24 protein-coding genes are annotated in these 20,476 nt (G+C 68.3%); 17 read left to right on the top strand and 7 right to left on the bottom strand.

Annotation, left to right across the window (positions count from 1 at the left end):
* Positions 1–74 precede the first annotated feature (74 nt).
* On the top strand, positions 75–809 hold the full coding sequence (locus tag C8D87_RS09840; protein ID WP_109629880.1) for an SDR family NAD(P)-dependent oxidoreductase: 735 nt from the start codon (positions 75–77) through the stop codon (positions 807–809).
* A gap of 44 nt (positions 810–853) precedes the next feature.
* Here the strand turns inward: C8D87_RS09840 and C8D87_RS09835 are convergent, their stop codons facing one another.
* Positions 854–1,939: an inositol-3-phosphate synthase gene (locus C8D87_RS09835; protein ID WP_109629883.1), complete on the bottom strand. Its 1,086-nt coding sequence runs from the start codon at positions 1,937–1,939 to the stop codon at positions 854–856.
* A 30-nt stretch (positions 1,940–1,969) separates the two neighbouring features.
* Positions 1,970–2,506 (bottom strand): PadR family transcriptional regulator, encoded by a 537-nt coding sequence (locus C8D87_RS09830; RefSeq protein ID WP_109629886.1) that lies wholly within the window; start codon positions 2,504–2,506, stop codon positions 1,970–1,972.
* Between the two features lie 164 nt (positions 2,507–2,670).
* Here C8D87_RS09830 and C8D87_RS09825 point away from each other — a divergent pair, with 164 nt between their 5' ends.
* The 4 genes from C8D87_RS09825 to C8D87_RS09810 all read left to right on the top strand — a co-directional run bounded on the left by C8D87_RS09825 (position 2,671) and on the right by C8D87_RS09810 (position 7,922).
* Positions 2,671–3,069, top strand: coding sequence for a DUF5318 domain-containing protein (locus tag C8D87_RS09825; RefSeq protein ID WP_170154698.1), 399 nt, complete (start codon positions 2,671–2,673; stop codon positions 3,067–3,069).
* A gap of 395 nt (positions 3,070–3,464) precedes the next feature.
* Entirely contained in the window at positions 3,465–5,921 is a 2,457-nt protein-coding gene (locus C8D87_RS09820; RefSeq protein WP_109629889.1) for a transglycosylase domain-containing protein, read from the top strand.
* Positions 5,922–6,069: 148 nt separating this feature from the next.
* Complete coding sequence (locus C8D87_RS09815) at positions 6,070–6,264, top strand: hypothetical protein (protein ID WP_112226455.1); 195 nt, start codon at positions 6,070–6,072, stop codon at positions 6,262–6,264.
* A 65-nt stretch (positions 6,265–6,329) separates the two neighbouring features.
* Positions 6,330–7,922 (top strand): glycosyltransferase family 87 protein, encoded by a 1,593-nt coding sequence (locus C8D87_RS09810; RefSeq protein WP_112226454.1) that lies wholly within the window; start codon positions 6,330–6,332, stop codon positions 7,920–7,922.
* On the opposite strand, the gene C8D87_RS09805 is transcribed toward C8D87_RS09810, so the two are convergent.
* From C8D87_RS09805 to C8D87_RS09795, 3 genes are read right to left on the bottom strand one after another with little or no spacing between them, the layout of a single operon-like run.
* On the bottom strand, positions 7,834–8,841 hold the full coding sequence (locus tag C8D87_RS09805) for a GDSL-type esterase/lipase family protein (protein ID WP_112226453.1): 1,008 nt from the start codon (positions 8,839–8,841) through the stop codon (positions 7,834–7,836). The two genes, C8D87_RS09810 and C8D87_RS09805, sit on opposite strands and share 89 nt — an antisense overlap.
* A 19-nt stretch (positions 8,842–8,860) precedes the next feature.
* Entirely contained in the window at positions 8,861–10,237 is a 1,377-nt protein-coding gene (locus C8D87_RS09800) for a glycosyltransferase family 87 protein (protein ID WP_233439119.1), read from the bottom strand.
* Positions 10,238–10,260: 23 nt separating this feature from the next.
* Positions 10,261–11,031, bottom strand: a complete 771-nt coding sequence (locus tag C8D87_RS09795) for a deoxyribonuclease IV (protein ID WP_112226452.1) — start codon at positions 11,029–11,031, stop codon at positions 10,261–10,263.
* Positions 11,032–11,166: 135 nt separating this feature from the next.
* Here C8D87_RS09795 and C8D87_RS09790 point away from each other — a divergent pair, with 135 nt between their 5' ends.
* The 6 genes from C8D87_RS09790 (at position 11,167) to dnaB (ending at position 16,380) form a co-directional block, all read left to right on the top strand.
* Positions 11,167–12,096 (top strand): hypothetical protein, encoded by a 930-nt coding sequence (locus C8D87_RS09790; RefSeq protein ID WP_112226451.1) that lies wholly within the window; start codon positions 11,167–11,169, stop codon positions 12,094–12,096.
* Between the two features lie 101 nt (positions 12,097–12,197).
* The gene (gene rpsF, locus C8D87_RS09785) at positions 12,198–12,506 is read left to right on the top strand and encodes a 30S ribosomal protein S6 (protein WP_081901884.1); all 309 of its coding nucleotides are present in this window, start codon (positions 12,198–12,200) and stop codon (positions 12,504–12,506) included.
* Between the two features lie 29 nt (positions 12,507–12,535).
* A complete protein-coding gene (locus tag C8D87_RS09780) occupies positions 12,536–13,039 on the top strand; it encodes a single-stranded DNA-binding protein (protein WP_109629911.1) in 504 nt (167 codons plus the stop codon).
* Between the two features lie 57 nt (positions 13,040–13,096).
* Complete coding sequence (rpsR, locus tag C8D87_RS09775; protein WP_030480165.1) at positions 13,097–13,336, top strand: 30S ribosomal protein S18; 240 nt, start codon at positions 13,097–13,099, stop codon at positions 13,334–13,336.
* Positions 13,337–13,353: 17 nt separating this feature from the next.
* Positions 13,354–13,812 carry a 50S ribosomal protein L9 gene (rplI, locus tag C8D87_RS09770; RefSeq protein ID WP_109629914.1) on the top strand — a complete coding sequence of 153 codons (459 nt, stop codon included), beginning with the start codon at positions 13,354–13,356 and terminating at the stop codon, positions 13,810–13,812.
* Between the two features lie 153 nt (positions 13,813–13,965).
* A complete protein-coding gene (dnaB, locus tag C8D87_RS09765) occupies positions 13,966–16,380 on the top strand; it encodes a replicative DNA helicase (RefSeq protein ID WP_325049646.1) in 2,415 nt (804 codons plus the stop codon).
* Between the two features lie 3 nt (positions 16,381–16,383).
* Here the strand turns inward: dnaB and C8D87_RS09760 are convergent, their stop codons facing one another.
* A complete protein-coding gene (locus C8D87_RS09760) occupies positions 16,384–16,725 on the bottom strand; it encodes an HIT domain-containing protein (RefSeq protein ID WP_109629919.1) in 342 nt (113 codons plus the stop codon).
* Positions 16,726–16,748: 23 nt separating this feature from the next.
* The gene (locus tag C8D87_RS09755) at positions 16,749–17,510 is read right to left on the bottom strand and encodes a PIG-L deacetylase family protein (protein WP_112226450.1); all 762 of its coding nucleotides are present in this window, start codon (positions 17,508–17,510) and stop codon (positions 16,749–16,751) included.
* A 47-nt stretch (positions 17,511–17,557) separates the two neighbouring features.
* Here C8D87_RS09755 and C8D87_RS09750 point away from each other — a divergent pair, with 47 nt between their 5' ends.
* Genes C8D87_RS09750 through C8D87_RS09725 form a run of 6 tightly spaced genes read left to right on the top strand, consistent with a single transcriptional unit; the run spans position 17,558 to position 20,380 of the window.
* Entirely contained in the window at positions 17,558–18,028 is a 471-nt protein-coding gene (locus C8D87_RS09750; RefSeq protein WP_170166382.1) for a GNAT family N-acetyltransferase, read from the top strand.
* The gene (locus tag C8D87_RS09745; protein ID WP_112226448.1) at positions 18,019–18,735 is read left to right on the top strand and encodes an MBL fold metallo-hydrolase; all 717 of its coding nucleotides are present in this window, start codon (positions 18,019–18,021) and stop codon (positions 18,733–18,735) included. The genes C8D87_RS09750 and C8D87_RS09745 overlap by 10 nt, the downstream gene beginning before the upstream one ends.
* 39 nt (positions 18,736–18,774) lie before the next feature.
* Positions 18,775–18,987, top strand: a complete 213-nt coding sequence (locus tag C8D87_RS09740) for a helix-turn-helix domain-containing protein (protein WP_211337179.1) — start codon at positions 18,775–18,777, stop codon at positions 18,985–18,987.
* A 5-nt stretch (positions 18,988–18,992) separates the two neighbouring features.
* Positions 18,993–19,424: a Clp protease N-terminal domain-containing protein gene (locus C8D87_RS09735; protein WP_233442014.1), complete on the top strand. Its 432-nt coding sequence runs from the start codon at positions 18,993–18,995 to the stop codon at positions 19,422–19,424.
* Positions 19,421–20,014 (top strand): DUF998 domain-containing protein, encoded by a 594-nt coding sequence (locus C8D87_RS09730; RefSeq protein ID WP_109629938.1) that lies wholly within the window; start codon positions 19,421–19,423, stop codon positions 20,012–20,014. The genes C8D87_RS09735 and C8D87_RS09730 overlap by 4 nt, the downstream gene beginning before the upstream one ends.
* Positions 20,015–20,023: 9 nt before the next feature.
* A complete protein-coding gene (locus C8D87_RS09725; protein WP_109629942.1) occupies positions 20,024–20,380 on the top strand; it encodes a nucleotidyl cyclase domain-containing protein in 357 nt (118 codons plus the stop codon).
* The last annotated feature ends 96 nt before the right edge of the window (positions 20,381–20,476 follow it).

Raw genomic sequence — 20,476 nt, 5'->3', positions numbered from 1 at the left:
AGGCCTTTCGCTGAGACTCCGAACACACGAACGTGTCTGTCGCTGAACAGCGGCACTTACCTAGCCTCGCGCTCATGACGCAACGAGTTGCTGTGGTCACCGGCACGGCGCAGGGCATGGGCCTGCGGATCGCCGACGTGCTGCGCGAGGACGGGTTCGCCGTCGTCGGGTTCGACCTGCAGGAGAGCAAGGACGGGATCGTCGGCAACGTCGCGAGCGCCGCGGACGTCCAGCGCCTGACCGACCACGTGATGAGCACCCATCAGCGGGTGGACGTGCTGGTCAACAACGCGGGAATCGCCGGCATCGTGCCGTTCGAGGACACGACGCTCGAGCAGTGGGAACGGATCATGGCGGTCAACCTGACCGGGCCGTTCCTGCTCACGCAGGCGCTGGGCAAGGTGATGCTCGATCAGGGCAGTGGCTGCGTCGTCAACATCGCGTCGGTCGCCGGGCTGCAGGGTGTGGCGGACCGGGCCGCCTACAACACGACCAAGCACGGGCTGATCGGGCTGACCCGGACGCTTGCCGTCGAGTGGGGTGGGCGCGGGATCAGGGTCAACGCCGTGTGCCCCGGCTGGGTCAAGACCGAGATGGACGTCGAGTCGCAGGCCGGTGGCTACTACGTCGACGAGGACATCACCGACCACGTGCCGGCCGGGCGGTTCGCGGTGCCGGACGACATCGCGCAGGCCGTGCGGTTCCTGGCCAGTGACAACGCGCGGTACATCAACGGTGTGGCACTGCCCGTCGACGGCGGGTGGACCGCGGACGGGAGCTGGCAGAAGCTGCGGCTCTCGAAGCGCTGACGAGAAGGGCCGCCCTCCCGGACGGAGAGGGCGGCCCCCGCAGATCAGTCCTCGCCGCGGATGAAGGCCTCGACGGCCGCGTGGGCCTCGGCATCCGAGTACTGCACGGGCGGCGACTTCATGAAGTAGGACGACGCCGAGAGGATCGGGCCGCCGATGCCGCGGTCCAGGGCGATCTTCGCCGCGCGGACCGCGTCGATGATGATGCCCGCGGAGTTCGGGGAGTCCCAGACCTCGAGCTTGTACTCGAGGTTCAGCGGCACGTCGCCGAACGCGCGGCCCTCCAGGCGCACGTAGGCCCACTTGCGGTCGTCGAGCCACGCCACGTAGTCCGAGGGGCCGATGTGGACGTTGTCCTTGCCGATGTCGCGGCTGAGCTGCGACGTCACGGACTGCGTCTTGGAGACCTTCTTGGACTCCAGGCGCTCCAGCTCCTTCATGTTCAGGAAGTCCATGTTGCCGCCCACGTTCAGCTGCATGGTGCGGTCGAGCTGGACGCCCCGGTCCTCGAAGAGCTTGGCCAGCACGCGGTGCGTGATGGTGGCGCCGACCTGGGACTTGATGTCGTCACCGACGATCGGCACGCCGGCCGCGCGGAACTTCTCCGCCCACTCCGGGTCCGACGCGATGAAGACCGGCAGGGCGTTGACGAACGCCACACCGGCGTCGATGGCGCACTGGGCGTAGAAGCGGTCGGCCTCTTCCGAGCCCACCGGCAGGTACGACACGAGCACGTCGACCTCGGCCTCGCGCAGCGCGGCGACGACGTCGACCGGCTCGAAGTCCGACTCCTCGATCGTCTCGCGGTAGAACCGGCCGAGACCGTCGAGGGTGTGCCCACGCTGCACGACGACGCCCAGCGGCGGCACGTCCGCGATCTTGATCGTGTTGTTCTCGCTGGCCACGATGGCCTCTGCCAGGTCGACACCGACCTTCTTGGCATCGACGTCGAACGCCGCGACGAACTCGACATCACGCACGTGGTAGTCACCGAACTGCACGTGCATCAGGCCGGGCACGCGGGTGCTCGGGTCGGCGTCCTTGTAGTAGTGGACGCCCTGCACCAGCGACGCCGCGCAGTTGCCAACCCCGACGATGGCCACTCGAACGGTGCGGCGATTTCCGCCCATTGCCGAGTCCTCCTTGATCAAAGATGAGTACTACTCGTCCTGCTCGGACTTTTCGTGCGCGATGAGCTCGTTGAGCCACCGCACTTCGCGCTCGGTGCTTTCCAGGCCCTGCCTGTGCAGCTCACGGGTGTAGCGGTCGATCTGCTCACCCGTGCGCGTGAGCCGCTCGCGGAGTCCCTCCCTGCGTTCCTCGACACACCGTCGCCGACCTTCCAGGATGCGCATCCTGACGTCGGCCGGCGTGCGTGAGAAGAACGCCAGGTGGACTCCGAACGAGTCGTCGTCCCAGGTCTGCGGCCCCGCGTTGGCCAGGAGTTCGGCGAACCGCTCCTTGCCTTCCGGAGTCAGCTTGTAGACCTTGCGAGCCCGACGTCCCCAAGAAAGAGCCGACTCCTCCGGCCCCTCCTCCACGATCAGGCCCGCACGTTGGAGTCGCCGCAATGTTGGGTACAGCGATCCGTAGGAGAACGCGCGAAACGCTCCGAGCAGGTCGTGCAAGCGCTTGCGCAGCTCGTAGCCGTGCATGGGCGCCTCGTGCAGCAGGCCGAGCAGCGCGAACTCGAACACGAGTCACCTCCTCGCACCCGCACCGATAGGTGAGGTGATTATATCGCCGCGATACATCGTTCGCCCCTCTTCAGTGTGGGATGTGGCACACCGTCATATCGCCTCGGCTTGCGATGCCCTGAACGGCCCACCGGTGGCGAGCGGGCGGCACGTACTCTGGTCACGTGTTGACCCAACGGCAGGTGGTGGACTACTCGCTGCAGCGGCGTGCGCTGCTGGCGGAGGTCTACGCCGGCCGCACGGGCACCATGGAGGTCTGCGACGCGTCCCCGTACCTGCTGCGAGCTGCGAAGTTCCACGGAACGGCGACCGAAGTGCCATGCCCGGTGTGCCGGAAGGAACCCCTCACGCACGTGTCGTGGGTTTACGGCGACGAGCTCAAGCACGCGACCGGTTCTGCGCGGACACCTGAAGAACTGGTGAAGATGGCAACCCTCTTCGACGAGTTCACCGTGTACGTGGTTGAAGTCTGTCGCACGTGCAGTTGGAACCACCTGGTGCAGTCATACGTCCTGGGGAAGCGTGGACTGGAAAAGCCACGCAGGAGGACTGCGGCGGAATGACCCACAGGTGACACTGCTCCGGATGAAGTACGACCACCGAACCGTGTGCTGATGCACGCCGGTCTGGGAGGCCTTTTCACGTGAACGACCAGCATGATGACAGGCAGCGCGGAGGCGAGCCGCAATGGCCGACCGGCGATGACCCGGACGGCGGCGGTACGAGGCGCGATGTCCCGAGTCAGCCACGACCGGGCACCCCGCCCGGCGGTTTCGCGCGCCCTCCCCAGGGTGGCACGCCACCCGGCGGTTTCCCACAGCAGCAGCCCCCACGCCGCCCGAACGGACCAGGCGGTCCCCAGGGCGGCCCGGGGCGTCCACCGGGGCCCGTGAACGGTCCCGGCGGCCCTCAGGGCGGTCCTGGCGGCCGTCCCCCCACACCTCCAGGAGGCATGCCCATGGCACCGCCTCCTCCCGGCGGTCGTCGCCCCGGTGGCCCGAACGGTCCGGGTGGCCCTCAGGGCGGCCCTGGCGGTCCCGGCCGTCCCGTCGTGCCTCCGCGCAGTCCGGGCGAGGAACGGACCACGCAGCTGCCGCCCGTCAACCGGCCGACGCAGCGCGAGCCCGACCTGCTGACGCACCGCGAGCCCGAGGACGAGTTCCTGCTCGCGGGTGGCATGGACGACGACGATTACTACGACGACGACGAGCCGGAGCTCACCGAAGAGGAGGAGCGCCGCCTGCGTAAGAAGAAGATCTGGAAGCGCATCCGAATCGGCGCTTTCGTCGCACTCGGCCTGATGATCCTCGGTCCTGTGATCGCGGTCGCCGTCGCGTACCCGCTGGTCGACTGGCCGAAGCCGGAGCAGATCGCGGCGGAGCAGAACAAGACGATCACGCTGCAGTACGCCGACGGCAGCGAGATGACCAAGATCACCGCTCCCGGTGAGAACCGGACGATGCTGACGTACGAGGAGATTCCCGACAACGTCAAGCACGCGGTGCTCGCGGCCGAGGACAAGAACTTCTACGACAACCCCGGCTTCGACTACCGGGCGATCATTCGCGCGGTCTGGATCCAGGCGACCGGCGGCAACAGTGGTGGTTCCGGTCTGACGCAGCAGTACATCAAGAAGGCGACGCGCAACGAGGAAGCGACGCTGACTCGTAAGTTCACCGAGCTCGTCAAGGCCTACAAGATGAGCAACGAGTCGGACCACAACACGATCCTCACCGCGTACCTCAACACCGTGTACTTCGGCCGCGGCGCGAACGGCTTCAAGGCCGCGGCGCAGGTCTACTACAAGAAGGAGATGAAGGACCTCACTCCTTCCGAGGCCGCGCTGATCGCCGCGATGATCCAGACGCCGTCCTGGTCCGAGGACAAGGAGCACTCCCAGAAGCAGTGGAAGTACGTGATGGGCCAGATGCTCCAGAAGAACTGGATCGACCAGGCCTACTACGACTCCCAGGAGTGGCCGAAGCCGCTGCCCTTCGCCGAGACCCAGCCGAAGTCGCTCGACGGCCCGCGCGGCCTGATCGTCGACCAGGTTCAGCAGGCTCTCGACGAGGAGAAGACCGACGTCACGTTCGAGCAGGCGCAGAAGACCGGCGTCACGATCCAGACGACGATCGACCCGAAGATGCAGACTGCGGCCGAGGAGGCCGTGGACGAGGTCATGATCAAGGGCGGTCAGCCGGAGGCGTTGAAGACGTCGCTGACGGCGATCGACCCGGCCACGGGTGCGGTCCGCGCGTACTGGGGCGGCCGTGACGGCCGTGGTTCCTTCGACTACGCCAAGGGCACGCTGCAGGAACCCGGCTCGTCGTTCAAGCCGTTCGACCTGGTCGCGGCACTGCAGAACGGTCGCGGCCTGGGCACGACCTATGACGGCACGTCGCCGCGCAGGTTCCCCGGCGTCCCGAACCCGATCAAGAACTCCGGGAACGACAACTCGTGCGGCAAGGAGTGCCCGGTCCGCACCGCCATGATCAAGTCGTTGAACACCGTGTTCTACGACATGGTCCTGAACGACATCGGCATCCGCCCGACCGTCAAGGCGGCGCACCAGGCCGGCATCCCCGAGCAGGTCAACATCGGCAACGGTCCGAAGAAGCTGCTGGTCGGTGAGGACGGCGGTAACCCGAACGCCGGTATCGCACTCGGTGGTGACCAGGCAGTCGTCCGGCCGTTCGACATGGCGTCGGCGTACGCGACGTTCGCCGCGCGGGGTGTCTACCGCGCGCCGTTCTTCATCGTGAAGATCACCGGCCCGGACGGCGGGGTGCTCTACCAGCACGCGGACAAGCCGATCTCGGCGTTCGACCCTGACCAGACCAAGAGCCAGGACATCGCCGACAACGTCACCGACGTGCTGAAGGAGATTCCGAAGAGCTCCTCGATCCCGTGTGCGGGTGGTCGCGACTGCGCCGGCAAGACCGGTACCCACGAACTGTCCGAGAGCGCGGGCCAGGGTGCCGGCCTCAACTCGAAGGCGTGGATGGTCGGCTACACACCGTCGCTCTCTGCCTCTGTGTGGGTCGGCCGCAACGAGGGCAACCTGCCCATCCGCGACAAGTCCGGCGCGAACATCTTCGGTTCGGGTGTGCCGGGCAAGATCTGGCAGGCGTTCATGAACAAGGCGCTGGCCGGCACGCAGATGGAGAAGTTCCCGAAGGCCAAGCCGTTGGGGCCGTACAACCCGCCGTCGAAGTCGAACCCGCCGTCGTCGAGCCAGGCGCCCTCCTCTGAGCCGCAGAGGTCGACCGAGCCGACGAGGCCGAGCCAGACCAGGCCGACGGAGCCGGAGGAGCCCTGCCAGGGCTTCCTGTGCCCCAACCCGACGGGCGTCCCGAAGCCGAGCACGAGCACGAAGCCCGGTCCTGGTGATGGCCGAAATCCCGGGGACACGTAGTACCCAAGACAGCTGAGAGGGCCTGGTGCATTGCGCACCAGGCCCTCTTCGCACGTCTGGAGCCCCGACCAACGGAGAAAAGGACGATGTCGTCGAAACCGGGCCGCGTGGCCTGCTGGTCGCTCTCGGTGCCCGACATCGAAGAGGTGTGCCACGGTACAACCAGCCCTGGGAGTTCGACCCCGACCACAGGGAGTCGCTGTTCCCGCTCTCGAATCCCTGCAACCCGTCCTACGACCTCGTCCCGCCCTATGTGAACCCGATGTTCTTCGCCCTCCTGGCGTCAACGGTCGTGTTCACCGTCATCGCAGTCGTGCAGAGAGTTCGCAGGGAGAAGACATGACGTGCACACCGTCGGTCCGGGGATGTTGACCACGGCGAAACGGTCTTGGCCGTAACATCCGCGACGTGCCCAGCAGCCCTGCCGAGCTTCCCGCCGAGGACACCGACTCGCTCACTCACGAGGATCGGGTCGCCCCCACCTGGACCGAGTCGCTCGCCCGCACCCTGAGCAGACCGTTCGGCGGTCCGCTCGGCGAGCACGCGCAGGTCGGCAGGAACTACTTCTGGACGGCGCTGCGGGTGATCCTGCTGCTCGCCGTGCTGACGTTGCTGGCGGGCTGGGTGCAGAAGTCGCCGTGCATCCAGCAGTACGTCGACGAAAAGGGCCAGGTTCAGCTGGACTGGCGGGGGAGCAGGCAGTTCACCGCGCTCTGCTACTCGGACACCGTGCCGCTCTACACCGCGGAACGGCTCGACCAGCGCGGATCCTTCCCGTACATCACGTCGTGGAAGGACGACGAGGGCAAGCCGACCGAGCACGTCCGGTACATGGAGTACCCGGTCGTCACCGGCATCTTCCAGTGGCTCAACGCGCGCGTGGCCCAGGGCCTGGTGGCGTTGGTGCCGGGCCTGCCGATGACGGTGATCGTCTACTTCAACGTCACGGCGTTCTGGCTCGCCGTGGCGTGGCTCGTGACAGTGTTCTCCGTTGCGCGCATCGCCCGGCGGAGAATGTGGGACGCCGCGATCGCCGCGGTGTCGCCGTTGGTCATCGTCCACGCGTTCACGAACTTCGACACGATCGCGACGGCGTTCGCCACGGCCGGTCTGCTGGCGTGGGCGCGGAAGAAACCGGTGCTCGCCGGTGTGCTGCTGGGCCTGGGTGGCGCGGCGAAGCTCTACCCGTTGTTCCTGCTCGGGCCGTTGCTGCTGCTGTGCTGGCGTTCTGGCCGGGTGAAGGCCGGACTCACCACCACTGCGTCAGCCATCGGGGCGTGGGCGCTCGTCAACGCGCCGATCGCGTTGAACCCGGCCTCGCACACGGGGTGGAAGGAGTTCTTCCGCCTCAACACCGAGCGCAACGCCGACCCGGACACGATCTACAACGTTCTGACGCAGTGGACGGGGTGGCAGGGCTTCGACCCCGGACTGACGCAGGGGCAGGCGCCGACGGTCCTCAACACCGTCAGCTCGGTGCTGTTCCTCGTCTGTTGTGCCGGCATCGCCTACGTCGCACTGAGCGCGCCGACCAGGCCGCGGCTCGCGCAGCTCGGGTTCCTCGTCGTGGCGGCGTTCCTGCTGACGAACAAGGTGTGGAGCCCGCAGTACTCGCTGTGGCTGGTGCCGCTGGCGGTGCTCGCGTTGCCGCGCTGGAAGCTGTTGCTGGCGTGGATGGCGCTCGACGCGCTCGTGTGGGTGCCGCGGATGTACTTCTACCTCGGCACGGACAACAAGGGACTGCCGATCGACTGGTTCCTCGGCGCCGTGCTGCTGCGAGACGCGGCGGTCATCGGGCTGTGCGTGATCATCCTGAAGGAGATCTACCACCCGGAGCGCGACCTCGTCCGGGCGTCGGGCGAGGAGGACCCGCTGGCCGGCGTCCTGGCCGACGCACCGGACCGGCAGATCGTCACACCCGCACGACGCGAGCCATTGCACCGTATGCGGCCCCGTTCGGATGCAGGTGATCACCGGAGTCGAACTCCGGACGCAGTCTGAGCGGGTCGGCGGGGTCGCGCAGGACGGCGTCGAAGTCGATCGCGTCGGGGAAGGTGGCGCGGATCCAGTCGTTCGTCCGCTGGCGCTGCCGTTCCCGCTCCTCGGTCCAGTTCACCCAGCCGCGCCACGGGGTGAGCGTGCCGACGAGCACCTGCACGCCCTCGTTGCGGCACCGCAGCACGATGGTGCGGATGCCCGCGATGACGTTCTCCGCGCTGACGCCGTTCTGGATGTCGTTGATGCCGCCCAGCAGGACGACCTTGCGGACCTCGTCGCTGTAGAGGACGTCGCGGTAGACGCGAGTGATCATCGGGGCGTCGCCGAACACGACGCCGTTGCCGCTGATGCCCGCGTTCAGCACGGCGTGGTCGCTCTTCACCAGCGACGGCCAGGTGCCCTCCCAGTCGCCCTCGGTGATCGAGTCTCCGAACATCACCGCTGCGCCCGGCGCCGTGAAGCCCGCGACCTCGACCGCGGACACGAGGCAGACGTGCGAGCGCGCGGACGTGATCGTGCGGTACGCGCGCGCCTGGCAGGGCGTGCCGGCCGGGGTGTACGTGCTGATCTCCAGCGTGGTCGTCACGGTCAGCTGCACGGCGTCGCTGTAGACCTCGTCGCGCGGCCTGATCGTGACGCCGCGGGAGCGTCCGAACGTCAGCTGCCGCGACTCGCCGTTCGCGGTGACGGTGACCTGCTCGACGCGGACCGGCCTGATGCCCATGAGGTTCGACAGGCGGATGCGGACGGACGTGCCGCCCGCGCTGAGGTCGACCGTCGTGCGCACGCTCTGGTCCGGCACGGAGGCGGAGAGCGTCGGCACGGCCTGCCACACGGGCAGCCAGCGGATCGCCTCCGACCGCTCGTGCGATCCGGAGGCGCCGCAGACCAGCAGCAGCGTCAGGACGATGATCACCCTCACGCGTGAAGTCTGCGGCGAGTCAGCTCTTCGCTGCTACAGCTCCGCGGATGAAATTCGTGTCGTCGTGGTCGTCCTCGGTGACGTCACGAGCCTTGAGGAACACCACGAACAGCGCCACGAGCAGTGCTGCCCGGCCCCACACGCCGATCATGACGGCCTGTGCGGAGAAGCTGTCGTAGATCCCGGCCGGCTGACCGAACTCGATCGCCCAGAACCAGCGGAAGATCCCGATGCCCATCGCCAGGTCGACCGCGAAGTACGCGAACGCCCACATCAGCCGCACGCGCAGCAGCACCAGGAACGGCACCAGCCACAGCGTGTACTGCGGTGAGTGGACCTTGTGCAGCAACATGAAGCCGCACAGCATCGCGCCCGACACCGCGATCCACGGGTAGCTGCCCTCGCGCCGGAACCGCAGCCAGCCGTAGCCGGCCGCGATCGCGAACGAGATCAGGATCGTGATCGGCGAGATGACGCCGACCAGCGACTGCATCGCGTCGTCGCCGATGAACGGCCGCAGGCCCCAGTACCAGATCGAGTTCGTGGTGATGTCGACCCGGCGCAGCTGCTGGAACTCGAACGACGCGAGCCAGCCGTCGTAGCCGGCGACCGCGAACGGCAGGTTCACCAGCACGACCGTGATGATCGAGGCGAGCCCAACCTTGATCGCGCCGGCGATGTCGGCCTTCTTGCCCTCCGGCAGTTCCCGGCCGCGCCAGCCACCGGTGGCGACGAAGAGCATCAGCGGCAGCACGAAGGCGGCCGGGTAGACCTTGAACGCGAACCCCAGGCCCAGCAGGACGGATGCGACGGTCGCCCGATCGACCAGTGGCCGGTTCCAGCGGTGCACGACGTAGACCGCAGCCGCCGAACACAGCACGACCGGCAGGTCCCAGTTGTGGAACGCGTAGAGGATCAGCGGTGGCCCGATCGCCCACAGCAACGCGCGCCAGCGGGCGAGCTTGCCCAGGATCCAGCCCGTGAGCAGGCCGAACGGCGCCATCAGCAGCGAGGAGAAGAGCAGGTACTCCGCGTCGTTGTGCGCGAAGATCGCTCCCGCCCAGATCACCAGGCCGGTGAGCACCGGGTACTCGACGGAGCCGCCGACGAGGATGCCCTTGTCGTTGATGCCGCCGTCGACGTACGGGAAGACGTGCCGGTCGATGTCGCGCCCGATCCAGAGGTGCTGGATGTCGGAGTAGCAGACCTCTTGCTTGTTGCGCTCGTCGTAGTCGGGCTGCGTGCGGCCCCACTGGTCGAACGCGGGACCGGTGCAGCGGTCCTTGTTGATGAAGCCCAGCAGCAGCGTGAGCCCGCACAGCAGCACGAGCACGGCGGCGGCCGGCCTGCCGAAGCGGTTCGCGAAACGCCCCGCGTCGTCACGCTCGGGCGTCACGCTCACCACCTCGTGCACGGTCTTCACCGGCCGGCGTGATCGCGCAGGTACGCGATGTCGGCGGCCTGGCCCTCGTCCGGTGTCTCCACCACGACCGGGCATCCTGCGCTCGCGGCGACGGCCACGAGCTGATCGGCGTCGATGGTGCCAGTCTTGATGTTGTCGTGCCGATCGCGCGAGGAACCGAACTCGTCGCGTGAGCTGTTGAGGTGCACCAGGTCGATGCGACCGGTGATCGCTTTCACCCGGTCGACGATGCCGACGAGGTCCTCACCCGCGGCGAACGCGTGGCAGGTGTCGAGGCAGAAGCCCGCGCCGAACTCGCCGACCGCGTCCCACAGCATCTTGAGGGAGTCGAAGGTGCGGGCCATGGCGTTGTCGCCGCCCGCGGTGTTCTCGATCAGGATCGGGACCGCGAAGCCGCCCTCGGCGACCTGCCGCTCGAAGAACTTGCGCCAGTTCGCGAAGCCGTCCGCCAGGTCCTCGCCCTTGGTGACGTGGCCGCCGTGCACGATCAGGCCCTTCGCGCCCACCGTCGCGGCGGCCTCGGCGTGCTGGATCACGTTCTTCCTGGACGGAATCCGGATCTTGTTGTTCAGCGACGCAATATTGATCATGTACGGGGCGTGGATGAACACCTCCAGATCGGAGGTGAGCAGTGCCTCCGTCTGCGGGTGCGGCTTCGGCTTCTTCCAGCCCTGCGGATCGGACAGGAAGAACTGGACGACCTCGGCCCCGCGTTCGGCCGCGGCGCCGACCGGGTCGTCGTCGCGAACATGGGCCCCGATGCGCATGGACTAGGAGGGTAGTCGTCGTCCATAACGACATCGCAGCCGCCGCCGATAGGAGTAATTGCGAAAACTGGGGATGGCCTGCGTCACGACCAGGACCTACGGTCGTTACTACTACAGAGTAGGAAAGGAGTTCACATGCGACTGCTGAGCGTCACCGCCGCGACGCTGCTGGCGCTGACCTCCGCCTCCGTGGGCGTGGTTCCGGCCACCGCAGCCGAGCCCATCGTCGTGGGCAGTTGTGCCACGAGCGTGCAGGGCACGCCGGGAACTCCGGTCTCGCTCAGTCCCAACGCGGTGCTCCAGCCGGTGACCGACCTCGTGCGCGCTGTGCCGTTGCTCGGCCCGCCGCTCGTCGAGCCGTTCAAGCAGGCGTTCTCGCAGGTCAAGCCCATGCCGATCGGTGCGGTGCAGACCGGTACGACGACCATCAGCGGTGCCACGATCGCGAACGCCGTGATGGCCGAACTGGTGAAGATCCCGCTGCTCGGACCGATCATCGGGACGCTCGACAAGACCGTTCGCGCGACGCTGACCAGCGGTTGCCAGGTCGTCGTGACGGGGGTGAACCAGGTCGCGGCGCCGGTCCAGGACGGCAGCAAGGCGATCGCGGACGCCTCGCAGCAGGCGGTCGGCGGCATCCAGGCCCCGAAGCCGCCCGCCGGGCAGCCCCAGCCGCAGCCGGGCACGCCGCCCGGTCAGCCGGGTGTGAGTCCCGGCACACCGGGAACGCCGCAGGGCGCCCCGAACAACCGCGACTTCTCCCTCTACCCGCTCGGCACGAACTTCGGCCGCGTGCCTCTGTTCAGCTACGGCTCGCTGCCGTTCGCGATGCCCGGCCTCTACTCGCCGTCGCCCGGCGTGCGGTACGGCTCGCAGGTTCCCCGCGCCTCCAACGGAAACGGCCTCGACGGCGACCCGGTCCAGGCCGCCGGTCGCGCGACCGCGCTGCCCCGGCTCGGCGGACCGGGTGGCGTCGGCGTCCCGGTGCTGCTCGCGGTGCTGATGCTGGCCTGCGTGACGGGCGCGCTGGTGCGGACCTGGGTGCTCCGCCGCACCCCTGCGTAGTCGCCGGACGCGCTCTGTTACCCTTCTTCAGTTGCTGACGCGACGACCCTCCTGCCACGGAGAGCCCGTGGCCGCGAGTCCACAGGAGGTGAGTGGTCCTCATGCGTCATTACGAAGTGATGGTCATCCTCGACCCCAGCCTTGACGAGCGCACGATCGCGCCGTCTCTCGACACGTTCCTCAACGTCATCCGCACCACTGGCGGCAACGTTGAGAAGGTCGAGGTGTGGGGCAAGCGCCGGCTGAGCTTTGAGATCAACAAGAACACCGAGGGTATCTACGCGGTGCTCGACCTGACCTCGACTCCCGACGCGGTGAAGGAACTGGACCGCCAGCTCGGTCTGCAGGAGACGGTGCTCCGGACGAAGGTCCTGCGCCGCGAGCCCGCCAAGTCGGCCGTCAAGGCCTGACGAACCTCAATCAGGGGAGCCCCCAAGACATGGCTGGTGAGACGACGATCACGGTGGTCGGGAACCTGACCGCCGACCCGGAACTTCGCTTCACCCAGAGCGGTGCCGCGGTGGCGTCCTTCACGGTCGCCTCCACGCCCCGCACCTTCGACCGCCAGTCCGGCGAGTGGAAGGACGGCGAAGCGCTGTTCCTGCGGTGCAACGTGTGGCGGCAGGTCGCCGAGAACGTGGCCGAGTCGCTCACCCGCGGTTCGCGCGTGCTCGTCTCCGGACGGCTGCGCCAGCGTTCCTTCGAGACGAAGGAAGGCGAGAAGCGCACCGTCGTGGAGCTTGAGGTCGACGAGATCGGCCCCTCGCTGCGCTACGCGACCGCGAAGGTCAACAAGGTCAGCCGTGGAGACGGCGGCGGTGGCGGCGGCTTCGGCGGCGGTCCCTCGCAGTCTCGTGGCGGTGGCGCCCCCGCTGACGACCCGTGGGGTTCCGCCCCGCCGGCCGGCTCGGGTGGCGGCTTCGCCGACGAGCCCCCCTTCTAGACCGCTGCACCGGTCATCCAGAACCTGATCACTGCGTATTCCAGGAGTTAGAGACACATGGCCAAGCCGCCTGTGCGCAAGCCCAAGAAGAAGGTTTGCGCCTTCTGCAAGGACAAGAGCGCGAGCCTGATCGACTACAAGGACACGACGCTGCTTCGGAAGTTCATCTCCGACCGCGGCAAGATCCGTGCCCGCCGTGTCACCGGCAACTGCTCGCAGCACCAGCGCGACGTCGCTGTTGCCGTGAAGAACGCCCGTGAGATGGCCCTGCTGCCCTACACCTCGACCGCTCGCTAAGGAAAGGGGACTCAACGATGAAGCTCATCCTCACCGCTGACGTTTCCGGCCTTGGCGCTCCCGGCGACATCGTCGAGGTCAAGGACGGCTACGGCCGCAACTACCTGCTCCCGCGCGGTCTCGCGATCGTCGCGACCCGCGGTGCGCAGAAGCAGATCCAGGTCATCCAGCGCGCGCAGGACACCCGTCGCGTGCGCGACCTGGACCACGCCAAGGAGCTCAAGGCCAAGCTCGAGGGCCTGGGTGGCGTGACGCTGACCGCGAAGGCTGCGGCCGGCTCGAACAAGCTGTTCGGTTCGATCACCACCGCCGACGTCGCGGCGGCTGTGAAGAAGACCGCGGGCGGTCTCGTCCTGGACAAGCGCGCCATTGAGCTGCCGGGTCACATCAAGACCACCGGCAAGCACTCGGTGACGGTTCGCCTCCACCCCGAGGTCACCGTCGCGCTGCCGCTCGTCGTTACCGCTGCCGAGTAACTCCCGCAACGCGAACCGCGTGTCGTGACCCCCTCGGGGGCATTTCACGCTGGTTGCGATTGCTGAGGCGCCACCTACCCGGAATGCTCCGAGTAGGTGGCGCTTTCGCTCGTTCGGCCCAGCACCGCCCTGTCCACGTCCTGTGGATAACCGATGTGCCCGGCCTGGTCGCGACACGCCGAAGAGGCGGATTCTCGCGACACGCCGAGGGTGTGGCGCACAACTTTTTCCACAAGTTGTTCACAGCGTCTGAGCTGCGGTTATTTCCGTCACCCTACCGGTTGTCAACAGGTTGTCCCCAGCGGCTCCACCCCTGTGGGCAACCATCCACAGGTTGTCCCCCAGTTGTCCACAGGGCGATCCACACGCTGGTTTGCTTGCTCCGGACGGGTCCCTCTAGCGTCGCGACTCGGGCGATCACCATCGCACAGCGTGGCCGCCCGGAATTGTCGGTGTCGCGCTGTACAACTAGGGGACAGACACCGGCTCTCGACTCTTCGCAGGGGTGATTTGGCAGTGGCGCTGGTGGACGACCGGGGTATGGCGGAACCCGGATTCGAGCGTCAGCCGCCGCAGGACCTCGCAGCCGAGCAGTCGGTGCTGGGCGGCATGCTGCTGTCCAAGGACGCCATCGCGGACGTCATCGAGGCCCTCGCGCCCAACGACTTCTACCGCCCGGCACACCAGGCGATCTACGACTGCATCCTCGACCTGTACGGCCGCGGCGAGCCCGCCGACCCGATCACCATCTCCGCCGAGCTCGAGCGCCGCGGCGAACTGCTGCGCGTGGGTGGCGCCCCGTACCTGCACACGTTGATCGCGACGGTGCCGACGGCCGCGAACGCCGGCTACTACGCCGAGATCGTGGCCGAGAAGGCGGTGCTGCGCCGTCTGGTGGAGGCGGGCACGCGCATCGTGCAGCTCGGCTACAACGGTGCCGAGGGCGCGGACGTCGACGAGGTGGTCGACCGCGCACAGGCGGCGATCTACGAGGTCACCGACCGCCGCACGACCGAGGACTACGTGGCGCTGGAAGACCTGCTCCAGCCGACGATGGACGAGATCGACGCGATCGCGTCGCGCGGCGGCATCTCGCAGGGCATCCCGACCGGCTTCGCCGACCTCGACGAGCTGACGAACGGCCTGCACGGCGGCCAGATGATCATCGTCGCCGCCCGTCCCGGTGTCGGCAAGGCGCTGGCCCTCGACACCCCGCTGCCCACGCCCTCGGGCTGGACCACCATGGGTTCGGTCTCGGTCGGCGACTTCCTGATGGGCGCGGACGGCCGCCCGACGCGCGTGGTCGCCGCGACCGAGGTGATGACCGGCCGCCCGTGCTTCGAGGTCGAGTTCTCCGACGGCGCGGTGATCGTGGCCGACGCCGAGCACCAGTGGCTCACGGAGTCGTGCAGCGAGACCGGCGGCTTCTGGGCGATCCGCACCACCGCGCAGCTGTTCCAGCGCGTCGGCGTGTGCCGCGTGTTCGTGCGCATGTCGGCGGCGTGGGAGCTGCCCACCGCCTCGTTGCCGCTGTCCCCGCGCGCGCTCGGTCGTTTCCTGTCCGGCCTGGGCGACCTGGAGCTGACCGACGAAGAGCTGCGCGTGGCCAAGGACCTGGACCTGGCCGACGACCCGCACATCCCCGCCGCGTACCTGCGGGCCTCCCGCAAGCAGCGCGAGGAACTGCTGGCGGCACTGCAGATCGACGGCCGGTTCGCCCGCCTGCGCCGCGACGTCGACGAGCTGATCGCGGGCCTGGGCCGGCACGACCAGGTGGAGATCGTCGCGGTACGCCCCGTCGCGTCCGTGCCGGTGCGGTGCGTGGAGGTCGACAACCACGACCACCTCTACCTCGCGGGCAAGACGATGATCCCGACCCACAACTCGACGCTGGGCCTCGACTTCGCCCGCTCGTGCTCGGTGAAGCACGGCCTGACCAGCGCCATCTTCAGCCTGGAGATGAGCCGCACCGAGATCGTCATGCGCATGCTCTCCGCCGAGGCCCGCATCCGCCTCGGCGACATGCGAGGCGGCAAGATGAGCGACGACGACTGGACCCGCCTGGCCCGCCGCATGAGCGAGATCAGCGAGGCGCCGCTGTTCGTCGACGACAGCCCGAACCTGACCATGATGGAGATCCGCGCCAAGGCCCGCCGCCTCAAGCAGCGCCACGATCTCAAGCTGATGGTCGTCGACTACCTCCAGCTGATGAGCTCAGGCAAGAAGTCCGAGTCCCGCCAGCAGGAAGTCTCGGAGTTCTCCCGCTCGCTGAAGCTGATCGCCAAGGAGCTCCACGTCCCGGTCATCGCGATCTCCCAGCTGAACCGCGGCCCCGAGCAACGAACCGACAAGCGCCCGATGCTGTCCGACCTCCGCGAGTCCGGCTCCCTCGAACAGGACGCCGACATGGTCATCCTGATCAACCGCCCGGACGCGTGGGAACGCGACGACCCGCGCGCGGGCGAGGCCGACCTGATCATCGCCAAGCACCGTGCCGGCCCGACCGCGACCATCACCGTGGCGCACCAGCTGCACTACAGCCGCTTCACCGACCTGGCCCAGGCCTAGCGCTCAGGCGCGTGGCACGAACCTGGCGACCCCGTCGCCGACAGCGACGTGCCAGTGCAGGTGCTTGTTGTGCTGTTCGTCGCCCAGCGTGGTGAGCACCTGGCAGCCCCCGTGCTGGTCGACAGCCAGCGCGGCGACATTCTTGACCGTGGAGAGCAGCTCGATTGTCAGGTCGTCGTCCAGGTCGAGCAACGACGAGACGTGTCGTGTGGGGATCACGATGATGTGATCGGTGCCGAAGCCGGGCAGAGGTGGGCGGAAGGCGAGCGTGTTCTCGGTCCGGACGAGCACCTCCACCTTCACCGTGCCTGGAACGACCTCGTCGCAGTACCGGTCCGGCCCCATGACCCGACCGATCCTGTGCGCCTTCAGTCCTGCACCTCTTCCGTGAAGAACTCCGGCGGAGCCTGCAGGTCGTGAGCGCGGAACAGAACGGCGTGCTCGACGCCCATCGCCTTGCCGCTCATCGCCGCGAACTTCGGGATGAAGTCAGCCGGCGCCGGGTGGTCCGGGAGCGCGGCCAGGTACTCCGCGTGCGCCTCCAGCGAGGCGATGCCGCGTCGCAGCGGTTCGCCCGTGACGTCGACGCCGTGGGTCGCGCCGTGACCGGGGAGTCCGGGAACGATGTACCAGCGCGCGGAGTGCGGTTCGAGGCCCTCGTCGTCGATCTGCTCCGGGAAGATCCAGCGGTTGCCCGCGTCGCGCAGCGCGTCGAGCGTTGCGAGGCCGGCGGCGCGGTGGTCGGCCTGGTCGAAGCCGAACGGCGTTTCGATCTCATAGCCGGTGCCGAGCACGACGTCCGGTTTGAACCGGCGGATCTCACGGCAGATGTCACGGCGCAGGTCGAGGCCATGGACGAGGACGCCGTCCGGGTGTTCGAGGACGGTCAGGTGCTTGACGCCCACGACGGCGCAGGCGGCCTGCTGCTCGGCCACGCGCAGGCGTGCCGTTTCCTCCGGCGGGTTCGGCATGCCGGCCTCGCCGCGGGTGAGCAGGAGATAGCCGACCTCGATGCCGCGGGCGGTCCAGCGGGCGACGGCCGCGGACACGCCGTACTCCATGTCGTCCGGGTGTGCGACGACGCAGAGCACGCGCTGGAAGGACTCCTCGGGGAGGGCAGGCAGGGTCATGCGGCCATCCTTCCGGCTTTCCGGGCTTCGCGTGGATCATGAGTGAGGTGAGCCCTCACCTCCGACCGGCCGAGCGCGGGGATGTGCCCGCCCTCGTCCGGCTGCGCCTGGCCAACGCCGAACGCCACGTCCAGCTCGACCCCGACGTCTTTCGCGTTCCCGATGCCGCCGCTGTGCAGCGGCACTTCGAGGAGGTCGTCGGCTCTGCGCTGATCTCGGTCGCCGAGGTGGCGGGCGAGGTGGTCGGCATGGCGGAGGTGGTGTTGCTGCCACCGCCGCCCGACCACCAGATCCTGGTGCCGCGCCGCGGAGCCGACGTCCACACCGTGGTGCTGGACGGCTTTCGCGGACAGGGCGTCGGTGCGGCGCTGGTCCAGGAGGCGGAGAAGGTGGCTGCGGCTCACGGCGCTTCGGTCGTGTTCGCGGGCATCTTCGCCACCAACGAGGACGCCGTCGGCTTCTACTCGGCGTCGGGGTTCGGGCCGCGCGAGATCCTGTTGAGCAAGTCGTGCGGCTGACGGTTCTCGGCAGCTGCGGCGCCTACCCGGAGCCGGGGCGGGCGTGCAGCGGGTTCGCCGTCGAGGAGTCCGGCTTCCGGGTCGTCCTGGACCTGGGCTACGGCACGCTGCCCCGGTTGCTGGAGCTGTGGCCGGAGGGGCCGGATGCTGTGGTGATCACGCACGAGCATCCCGATCACTGCGCTGACCTGCACGGCTTGTTCCGGATGCAGCACTACGGACGGCGTGGGCGGTTGCCGTTGTACTGCCCGCCGGGGGTGCTCGGCACCGTGCAGGGCCTCGAACCGGACGTGCCACTGGACGAGGTCTTCGACGTCTTCGAGCTGCCGGGCTCGTGGGATGTCGGACCGTTCAGGCTGACCGGGGTCGACCTGCCGCACTTCGTCCCGAACGCGGGCGTCCGGCTGGAGTCGTCCCGTGTCCTCGCCTACACCGGTGACACCGGTCCTTCGCCGGCGTTGGCCGCGCTGGGCGGGGACGCGGACCTGTTCATCGTCGAGGCGACCGACCGGCCCGGCGACACCTCCGGCCTGCTGATGACGTCGGCGGCAGCGGGAGCGTGGGCGCGGCAGGCCGGGGCCCGTCGTCTGATGCTCACGCACTTCTGGCCGGGCAACGACCGGTTCGCGGCCGTGGCCGCAGCGCGCGCAGAGTTCACCGGAGAGATCTTCGCCGCCTCCGAAGGTGACGTTTACGCACTTGGCTGACGTCAGTCCACGTTGACGACGCACGTTTGTCAGTCTAGCCTGACAAACGTGGACGAGCTCACGCGTCAGATCAACTCCGTCGATCCCGCGACCAGCCTGCGCGCCGTCGGGGCACTGCGCCGCCTCGCCGAACACGTCGAGGCGGTCTCCGTGGCCCGCGCCAGGGAACAGGGCTGGTCGTGGGAACAGATCGGTGACGCGCTGGGCATGTCCCGTCAGTCCGTGCACGCCAAGTACAGGGGGACGACGTGAAACAGGTGCGCACTCGCGTGATCATGGCCGCGCAGGCCGAGGCCCGACGCAGAGGCGACCGCCGCCTCTCCACCGAACACCTGCTCCTCGGCCTGCTGCACGAGCCGGCCGCCGTCACCGCACTCGGCGTCGATCTGGCCACCGCCCGTGCAGGCCTGGAAGGCCTCGACCGAGCCGCGCTCACCGCGATCGGCATCGACACCGGCGAGTTCGCCGCGACCGTCGTGCCCGCCGCGACCAAACGCCCGCCCCTGACCACGGCCGCCCGCGCCACCCTGCTCCGCGCGATCAAACCGACCCCGCGAAGCAGGGCCGTCCATCCGACCGCCGAACAGTTCGTCCTGGCTCTGCTCGCCAACGACCGGCCGGACCCGGCCGCCGACCTGCTGGCTCACCTCGGCGTCGACACGGCCGCCGTGCGCGCCCGTCTGTCGTGAACCGCCTGGCGCTCTGCGGCGTGATCGCGGGCCCGCTCTTCGTCCTGACGTTCCTGATCAACGGCGCCCTGGTCCCGGACTACTCGCCCCTGCGCCACCCGGTCAGCTCGCTGCAGCTGGCGAGCTGGGTCCAGACCGCGAACTTCATCGTGGCCGGCACGCTCGTGGTGGCGTTCGCCATCGGCACCCGCATCGGGTTCTGGGGATCGCTGCTCATCGGCGCCGTCGGCATCGGCCTGATCGGCTCCGGCATCTTCACGACCGACCCGGTCAGCGGCTATCCGCCGGGAAGCCCTGCCCTGTCCGAGTACACCTGGCACGGCCTGGTGCACGACCTGTTCGCCATACCGACGTTCGTGGGCTGGCCGCTCGCCTGCTTCGTTCTCGCTCGCCGCTTCCGCCCGTGGTTCTCGATCACGTCGGGCGTGGCGTTCATCGCGATGTTCCTCCTGAGCAGCGCCGCCTTCGCCCAGACACCGAGCCTGGTGGAGTTCGGCGGGCTCTTCCAACGCCTCACCGTCGCCATCGGCTTCACCTGGCTGACTGTCTTCGGCGCGGCAATGCTGGTCAACCGGCGTGACCTCGGCTAGACACGGTCTGTGCTGCACGACCCGCTCACAGGCCTGCCCGGACACGCACTGCTGCTCGACCGCCTTGAGCAGTCGCTGATCCGCGCCCGCACGCGCGGCACCCTCGTGACCCTCGTCCTGATCACGAGTCCGGACTCCCTGCTGGACGCGGCCCGCGCACTGCGGGCGGGCCTGCGCCCGGACTTCACCGTCGCCCGCTACGGCGACGCGGTCCTGGCCGTGCTCGCCGAACACGACTTCGGCGACGGCTCGCCGATCTCGTCGCTGATCAGGCAGCTCGTCGGGGACAGCCCGCAGATCCACTGGGTGACGAGCGACGGTGACGCCGCTCCGGACGACATGATCGCCACCGCAGAGAACCGCTGAACGCGAAAGTCCCCCGGACGGCACCGAGCCCCGGCGACACCGTCGTGTCGCCGGGGCTCAGCTTCTTACCGGAGGAGGGTGTTACAACTGCGGGGT

Origin of the sequence: Lentzea atacamensis, from assembly GCF_003269295.1 — a bacterium.
Taxonomy (GTDB): Bacteria; Actinomycetota; Actinomycetes; order Mycobacteriales; family Pseudonocardiaceae; genus Lentzea; species Lentzea atacamensis.
The sequence above is the reverse complement of the archived record's forward strand: the minus strand, read 5'-3'. Positions and strand labels throughout refer to the sequence as shown.

What these genes read in the sequence shown, in the direction of transcription:
- rplI (WP_109629914.1), top strand. Translation starts at nt 13,354, where the DNA reads ATGAAGCTCATCCTCACCGCTGACGTTTCCGGCCTTGGCGCTCCCGGC.
- C8D87_RS09835 (WP_109629883.1), bottom strand. Translation starts at nt 1,939, where the DNA reads ATGGGCGGAAATCGCCGCACCGTTCGAGTGGCCATCGTCGGGGTTGGC.
- rpsF (WP_081901884.1), top strand. Translation starts at nt 12,198, where the DNA reads ATGCGTCATTACGAAGTGATGGTCATCCTCGACCCCAGCCTTGACGAG.
- C8D87_RS09760 (WP_109629919.1), bottom strand. Translation starts at nt 16,725, where the DNA reads ATGGGGCCGGACCGGTACTGCGACGAGGTCGTTCCAGGCACGGTGAAG.
- dnaB (WP_325049646.1), top strand. Translation starts at nt 13,966, where the DNA reads ATGTGCCCGGCCTGGTCGCGACACGCCGAAGAGGCGGATTCTCGCGAC.
- C8D87_RS09755 (WP_112226450.1), bottom strand. Translation starts at nt 17,510, where the DNA reads ATGACCCTGCCTGCCCTCCCCGAGGAGTCCTTCCAGCGCGTGCTCTGC.
- C8D87_RS09795 (WP_112226452.1), bottom strand. Translation starts at nt 11,031, where the DNA reads ATGCGCATCGGGGCCCATGTTCGCGACGACGACCCGGTCGGCGCCGCG.
- C8D87_RS09790 (WP_112226451.1), top strand. Translation starts at nt 11,167, where the DNA reads ATGCGACTGCTGAGCGTCACCGCCGCGACGCTGCTGGCGCTGACCTCC.
- rpsR (WP_030480165.1), top strand. Translation starts at nt 13,097, where the DNA reads ATGGCCAAGCCGCCTGTGCGCAAGCCCAAGAAGAAGGTTTGCGCCTTC.
- C8D87_RS09820 (WP_109629889.1), top strand. Translation starts at nt 3,465, where the DNA reads ATGGCACCGCCTCCTCCCGGCGGTCGTCGCCCCGGTGGCCCGAACGGT.
- C8D87_RS09840 (WP_109629880.1), top strand. Translation starts at nt 75, where the DNA reads ATGACGCAACGAGTTGCTGTGGTCACCGGCACGGCGCAGGGCATGGGC.
- C8D87_RS09780 (WP_109629911.1), top strand. Translation starts at nt 12,536, where the DNA reads ATGGCTGGTGAGACGACGATCACGGTGGTCGGGAACCTGACCGCCGAC.